The 7,263-nt window shown below is 66.3% G+C and carries 5 protein-coding genes and 1 pseudogene; all 6 read right to left on the reverse strand.

Annotated features, from left to right (window positions below):
• A pseudogene (locus tag AC1DYI_RS22310) lies at positions 1-276 on the reverse strand (hypothetical protein); the annotation flags it as partial.
• A gap of 48 nt (positions 277-324) precedes the next feature.
• Positions 325-1,737, reverse strand: a complete 1,413-nt coding sequence (locus AC1DYI_RS22315; RefSeq protein WP_477206329.1) for a sensor histidine kinase — start codon at positions 1,735-1,737, stop codon at positions 325-327.
• Positions 1,719-2,402, reverse strand: coding sequence for a response regulator (locus AC1DYI_RS22320; protein WP_477206330.1), 684 nt, complete (start codon positions 2,400-2,402; stop codon positions 1,719-1,721). Before AC1DYI_RS22320 ends, AC1DYI_RS22315 begins: the two co-directional genes overlap by 19 nt.
• Before the next feature lie 112 nt (positions 2,403-2,514).
• The gene (locus AC1DYI_RS22325) at positions 2,515-3,735 is read right to left on the reverse strand and encodes a family 8 glycosyl hydrolase (RefSeq protein WP_477206331.1); all 1,221 of its coding nucleotides are present in this window, start codon (positions 3,733-3,735) and stop codon (positions 2,515-2,517) included.
• An 18-nt stretch (positions 3,736-3,753) separates the two neighbouring features.
• The gene (locus AC1DYI_RS22330) at positions 3,754-4,965 is read right to left on the reverse strand and encodes a DUF5009 domain-containing protein (RefSeq protein WP_477206332.1); all 1,212 of its coding nucleotides are present in this window, start codon (positions 4,963-4,965) and stop codon (positions 3,754-3,756) included.
• Between the two features lie 29 nt (positions 4,966-4,994).
• A partial coding sequence (locus AC1DYI_RS22335) for a TonB-dependent receptor (protein ID WP_477206333.1) occupies positions 4,995-7,263 on the reverse strand: 2,269 nt, incomplete at its 5' end.

Here is a 7,263-nt window from a genome sequence, read left to right on the forward strand (position 1 = left end):
CTGCAGGCGGGTGGTGTGGGCCACGGGTCTGGCCATCGGCTTGCGCCAGCGAAACAGCACGCGGCTGACTGCCAGCAGGCCGATCAGCAGGCCCGACACGCGGTGCGCATTGAGCAGCCCGGCCCGCAAGAAGTCGCCCTCTGCCACCTCGCGCAGCAACACCAGCGCGAAGGAAAACAGGATGGCCACCGCCGTCAACCAGTGGGCCGCAACAATGGCGTTGGGGTGGCGCGGGGCGGCCTGCGCAGAGGCGGTGGCGAAGGCGTTCTGCGGCATGTCAGGTGCAGGGCTTGGGTGGGCCCGCAGCGTACGAACCCCAAGCCTTCAATCACCTGACGTGTTGGAACGCAATGTTTCGGTCGGTATCTTGATGATCAGGAGCAGGCCTCGCCTCGTCGGTGCATCGGTCAGTGTGACTGTGGCGCCATGGCGCTCGGCCACTTCCCGCACGATGGCCAGGCCCAGGCCCGAGCCGCCCGACACGGCGCCCGCCCCTTGATAGAAGCGCTCGAAGACGCGAGCCCGCTCGGACTCGGCAATGCCGGGGCCTTCGTCTTCGACCGACAACCAACCGGCACCTTGCGCGTCCGTCCCGCAACGAACCGTTACCTTCCCTTCGCGCGGGCTGTGGCGAATGGCGTTGTGGACCATGTTGTTCAGCGCCTCGCCCAGCATCCAGGCCGAACCCCAGACCTGGGCGGGAGAGGCTTCGAAGCCGAGGTCGACGCCGGCTTGCAAGGCGGTGTCCAGCCAAGCGGACGCGGCATCCTCCAGCAGGGCCTGCAAGTCGACCACGTCCATCGCGTCCACCGTCACGGCTTGTGGGCCCGAGCGCGCCAGCGCCAGCATCTGGTGGGTCGAGCGGGCCAATCGGCGCAGCRCGGCGTCGACAGCGCTCAGGCGTTCTCGGTGTTGCGGCACCGAAGGGTGCTCGCGCAACGCCAACTCGATCTGGGTCTGGATGCCGGCCAAGGGGGTGCGAAGCTGGTGGGCGGCGTTGGACAGAAAGGTCTGCTGCATCTGCGCCGCATTCCTCAGGTTGGACACCAGCTGGTTGATCGCCTTGATGACGGGCACCAGCTCCCTGGGCAACGAAGGGTCTGACACAGGGCTCAGGTCTTCGGCATGCCGCACTGCGAATGCGCGGCTCAATTCATCCAGTGGCCCAAGCGCCTGCGTGACGGCGCGGCGCACGAGCAGCAGCGTCAACAACAGCAGCACCACGTTGGGTGCCAGCGTGTCGAACAGGACGAGGCGGGCTTGATCGTCTCGCCGGCGCGTGGTCTGCGCCACGACGACTGTCGTCTGGCCGATCGGCGACAGGTGCGGATAGGTCACGACGCGCACGTCCTGCCCGCTGAACCGGCGATCCGCGAAGGTGGCGTCTTGCCTGGCCCGGCTGTCGAGGATGGACGACACGGCCAGGTCGCCGCCTATCAAGCCCTGCTGCTCGCCGGTTGCCATGAAGTACAGCAAATCCATGCCGTCGGCGCGTTGGATGGCCTCGACGGTGCCGCGCAGGTGCGGCTCCAGGTTGTCTTCCTTGTCGTCGGCATCCAGGTCCAGGCGCGAGGCCAGTGCAATGGCGATCCGCTCCAGGGCCAGGTCCTGGTCGTTGCGTGCCCGCTCCAGCGCGCGCACGTAGTCGTACACCCCGCTGAGCAGCAGCACGATGAGCAAGGGCCACCCCAGCTGCCGTAGCAGCCGGGTGCGCAAGCTCAGGCTGGCGGCTCGCATGCGCCCGCTTCGAGCCGGTAGCCGATGCCGCGCACCGTGCGCAGCGCTAGGCCTTTTTCAGTCAGCTTGGTGCGCAGGCGGGAGACGTAGATCTCGATGGCGTTGTCGGTCAGCTCCTTGTCCCAGCAGCTCAGGCTGTCGGCCAGCTTGCGCTTGGCCACCACCTTCGGGGCGTCGAGCATCAGGGCTTCAAGCAAGCTCCGCTCGCGTCCTGTCAGCGACAGAGCCTGGCCGCGCAGGCTCGCCTCGTGAGTGGCCAGGTTCAGCGTCAACGGGCCCACGCTGATGACGGAGGTGGCCACTGACCTGCTGCGCCGGATCAGCGCCTTCACACGCRCCATCAGCTCGGGCAGCAGAAACGGCTTGGTCAGGTAGTCGTCGGCACCGTCGTTGAGGCCGCTGACCCGGTCCGACAGGCCGTCGCGCGCCGTAAGCATCAGCACCGGCAACGTCATGCCGGCCTGGCGCACCTTGCGCAACAGGCTCAGGCCGTCCATGCCCGGCAGCCCAATGTCGAAGATGGCCAGATCGTGCATGCCGTGCGCCAGCGCATCCGGCGCGGCTGCGGCCGAGGGCAGGTGGTCCATCGCATAGCCCGCCCCGCCCAAGGCTTCCCTCAGGCCGGCCGCCACCAACTCATCGTCTTCGACCAGCAGTATCCGCATTCGAATGGCTCTCAGACCCCATGGCGAGGTTGAAAACCATCCTACGGCACCGCCTGCGACGTCACGTCACAGACGGTGAACAGCTTTGCTCTCGATCAACCGGTGCTGCTGCTCACGGCTTCCACCAGTTGCCAGATACGGTAAGCATGACTTGCAGCCGGATGGCATCGCCGTAGTAGTCGACCACCGGCCCGTAGTCGCCACCGTTGATCGAGGTCCACAGGCTGTTGAGCCAGGTCTGTGCCGCGGTGCCGCCGAGCATCGCGTTGACCGCCATCGGCGCGGTGAACGGCAGGTCGTCGTAGCTGCGGAACGACTGGCCGTTGGTGCCGTTGAGCACAATGTAGCCGGCGTCGATGTTGGTCGGCACGCTGTTGGTCTTGGCGCGGATCCAGCTCGCGGTCTTCTGCTGTGAGGCCAGCAGGTCGGTGCGGCCGTCGACCAGCCACGAGACGGCCAACCGCCAAGGCGTGCGGCAGGCGTTGTAGCTGTAGTCGCCGTCGTGCTTGGTCTCGAGGAACTTGCCGGGCGTGGGCACCCACAGGCCGTCCTTGAAGACCATGAAGTCGGGCACGATGCCCGTCGCTTCGCTGCCATGGGTGAACTGGTCGTTGACCGCCTTGACGATCGCCGCGTGCACCTTGTTCCAGGCCGCGGTATTGGCCGTGTCCCAGCGTGCAAAGGCGAGGATGTGGCTGGCCATGAAATCCGACGGCCGGGTGTACTTGCGGTCGGTGCCGCTGACCCAGCTGCCGACAGTCAGGTTGTGCTTCTTTGGGTTGACGTCCCACTGCAGGATCGCGGCCATCACCTTCTTCGCTTCGGCCAGGTAGTTGTGGCTGCCGTTCGAGCCCCATTGCACATGGGCCAGCAACAGCGAGTAGGCGACGTCGAGGTCGCCGTCGGTGGCCGAATCGACACCTTCGACATCGACCATCTGGCCGTTCTGCAAGGTCTGCTTCCAGGCCATCAGGTCGGGGCTCTGGTCGGTCGGGTGGTTGCGGAAGTAGCGCAGCATCTCGTCGAACACCGTCTGGTCGTCCATGTAGGCGGCCAGCACCATGCCGTAGCCATGCGCCTCGGACACGGTGGAGTTGGTGTTGTCGTACTTGATCCAGTTGCCGTCGCCGCCATCGCTGCGCAGGTAGGTGGTTTTCCACTTGGCGTACTGGCTGCTCACCGCCGCGTCCATGCTGGCCTGGGTGACGTTGCTCGGCTTGATGGCGCCGGCGGTGTAGGTCACATGCTGCGGGAACGGGCGGTTGCCGGCCCACGCGGTGGCCAATGTGCAAGCCAGCAGGCTGGCGGCGGCCCAACGATTCAGATGCAACAAGTCAGTCTCCTTCAGTCATTAGAGTTTGAGGCGGACGTTCAATCGGTTCAGCCCCGCCACGGCCCACAGCACCGCGGCGGCATATAGAGCGCAGAAAGCGACGCCCAGCGCACCGTCCTTGAGCGCCGGCGGCCAGCCCCAGCCGGCCCAGCCCATCACCGCAGCGATGACGAACGGCAGCAGGTAGGTCACCAGCGGGTTGTTCGCCGCTGGCTCGACCCAGGCCACCCAGCCGGACACGCCAGCCTGCACGATCAGCGCCTGCAGCAGCACATAGACACCGACACAGGCGGCGGCGCTCAGCAGGCACCAACTGGGCGTGGCGTAGATCTTCGAGATCGGGAACCACGGCCGCAGCGCGAAGCCGGCGGCCAGCAGCGCTGCGGCCATGGCCACAGCGAGTGCGTGGCGCTTGGCCAGCGTCAGCGGGCGAAGCGTGTCGACCTCGTGGTAGATCAGCGCACAGATCACACCCGCCAGCACGATGCTGGTGTGCGCGGCATGGCCGTCCTGGCTCAGCAGCGCAGCGGCCAGGCCGGTGGCGTTGTCGCCAAGCGCCGCATGGCCGGCGTAATAGGCCACGCAAGCGGCCAGCATCAACCACAGCACGGCGATGCGACCGCGCGACAACTGGTACAGCACGCAAGCGATCAGGTAAGCCCAGCCGATCAGCCCGAGGATGCCCCACCACTGCGGGGCCAGGCCCTCGCTGCCGTCYGGCCCGCCGCGGTAAAGCAGCGCCAGCAGCCCCATCAGCGCGACACCCGCCAGGCGCAGCGCGCGGTCCAGCGCCGGGCTGGGTGCGCGGTACACGCCCCAGACCAGGCTGATGGCCGCGTAGAACAGCAGTGACCAGACCTCGATCGGCAATGCCATCGAGGCCTCGTGCACGTAGCCTTCCTCGGCGTTGACCATGAACACGCCCATCACGATCAGCGCCAACGCACGCCAGGCGATGTGGCCCTGCAGCGCCAACCAGCCGTCGCCCTTGGCGATGCGCGCGTGGATCGCGAACGGGATCGACATGCCGACGATGAACAGGAAGGCCGGGAACACCGCGTCGACAAAACTCATCGCGTCGGCGTCGGCCGGCATGTGCTTCCACCAGCGCGAGATACCGGTCACGCCGTGCAGTTCGTTGACCCAGACCATCACCAGGAAGGTCAGGCCGCGGAACGCGTCGATCGGCAGCACCCGACCGCGTTGCAGCTCATTCAGGCGCGGCAGCACGGCGGGGCGGGGCAGGGCAGCAGTTGCGATCACAGCGACACGCGAACGCCGAGGTAGAACTGGCGGCCGTTGGAATAGAAAGCGCGCGGCTGGTCCTTGTTGTCGGCGTAGTACTTCAGCACCGGGTTGTTCAGGTTCAACGCGTCGAAGGTCACGGTGAAGGTGTCGTTGATCTTGTAGTTCAGGCTTGCGGCCAGGTTGGCTTCGGCAGCCATGTACTCGTTGGTCGAGCGGTCCAGGCCGACGAGGAAGTCCGAGCGCCAGGTGTAGGCCACGCGCGCGCTGAAGCTGTCGTTCTCGTAGTAGGCCTCGGCGTTGTAGGTGTTCTTCGACGAACCCATCAGCTTGTTGCCGTTGCCTTCCTTGCCGTCGGCGTAGGTGTAGTTGGCCTGCATGCCGAAGCCGCCCCACAGCGGTTGCTGCCAGCTCAGCTCGAAGCCGCGGTTTCTGGCGCTGACATTGATCGGCGAGGTAATGTCGTACCACTCGAGCTGCTTGGTCGTCTTGTTCAGCAGCAGGTGGCGCGAGGTGCCGAAGCTCACATAGCTCGGCATGTTCATGTAGAACACGCCGAAAGACAGCAGAGCCTTGGGCGCGTAGTACCACTCGACCGTCGCGTCGTAGTTGTTCGAACGCACCGGCTTCAGCTCGGCGTTGCCGCCGGTGCCCGAGTGGGTCAGGTCGTCCTGGCTGGTGATCGCGCCGGCCAATGCGCTGTAGTCGGCCCGGGCAATGGTGCGCGACGCGGCGGCGCGCAGTATCAGGTCCTTGCTCAGGTTGAAGCGGATGTTGGCGCTCGGCAGCGCGTCGAAGTAGGTCTTGGTCGCCACGACATGGGTGAAGGGGCCGAACTCCGAATCGACCGGCGCCGGGCCGTCGGGCTCGTTGAAGTCGACCTTTTGCCGGGTGCTGACCAGCCGCAGACCGACGTTGGCGCGCCACTTCTCGCCTTCGAGGTTGGCCATGCCGTAGCCGGCGGTGACCTGCTCGTTCACCGCCAACTCGCCCGGCCAGTACGGCGTGGTCTTGGCCGCATGGCCGAGCACGAAGTCTTCGACAGCCTGCCCGTTCAGGTGCCACACGTCGGACAGGAAGCCGGGCCCGCCGCCCAGGCCGTGGCCAAAGTTGCCGGGGTATTGCTCGCCGTGCCATTCCGGCACCGCGCCGCAGCCACCGTCCGCCCAGCCGCAGCCGCCGTTGTTCGGAAAGTTCAGCGTGCGCTTGTGCTCGTTCCAGCGCAGGCCGAACTTCAGCGAATCGAGCACGCCCATGTCCATCGCCAGCTCGCCATCGGCCTGGGCGTAGCTCTCCTCGTCGACCACCTTGACGGTCGAGTACCAGGCGCCCAGCGGATAAGCCGTGTTGAAGTCGGTCGGGTCGCCGCCGGGGAACGACACATCGGCGGGCTTGCCCAGACCGTACATCTGATAAGCCATGCCGTGGCCGGCCAGTGCCGACTCGTAGCCCAGGTCGCCCGGGGTTTCGCCCACGCCGTGGGTGTAGCCCAGCTTGCCCGAGAGCTTGAGGGCGTCGCTGACGCGCCAGTGTGCATTCGCGTCGACGTAGTAGGTCTCGGCAGCGGCACCGGGACGGAAGATGCGGTCGACGATGCCGGGGGTCGTGAATGGGTCGTTCGGGTTGTAGGCGACTGTCGGAAAGGTCGCCTGCACGAGGGTGCCGTTCTTGATCTTGTAGCTCGTGGGCGACACGCCGCCGTCGATCAGGGCCTGCGGCGCGGCCATGAAGTTGTTGTCGTAGTTGTCGGCCGCCATGTGCGAGTAGAAGCCGTTCAGGTCGACCGTCAGGTCCTTGGTCGGCTTGAATTCGAAGTCCAGCAGGCCGCCCTGGCGCACGCGTTTCTGCTCGAAGAAGGCAGAGCCGATCAGCGAGGGGTAGACGATGCCGGCCAGATCGGGGTGGGCCTGGGCGACGGCGCCCTCGGGATCGACGACGCTGTAGCCCAGGAACTCCTGTCCATCGCGCCGCTCGTGCCGCGTCTCGGAAAACACCTGGAACAGCAAGCCCGACGTGCCGGCCTCGTTCTTCCAGTTGAACAAGGCGTTGAACTGCGGGTCGGTCTTGTCGGCCAGATCGGAGTACACGGCCTGCGTTGCCAGCTCGATCGTCAGCGGCTTGGTGAAGCTCAAGGGGTTGCGGGTCTGAATGTCGACCGCACCCGAGACGCCGCCTTCGGGCAGGTCGGCCGTCATGCTCTTGTTGACGACGACGCGGCCGACGATTTCTGACGGCAGCAGCGAATAGCTGACGCTGCGGCCCACCGCCTCGGTCTGCGCCAAC

The organism is Ideonella sp. P3_A4 (genome assembly GCF_056403075.1).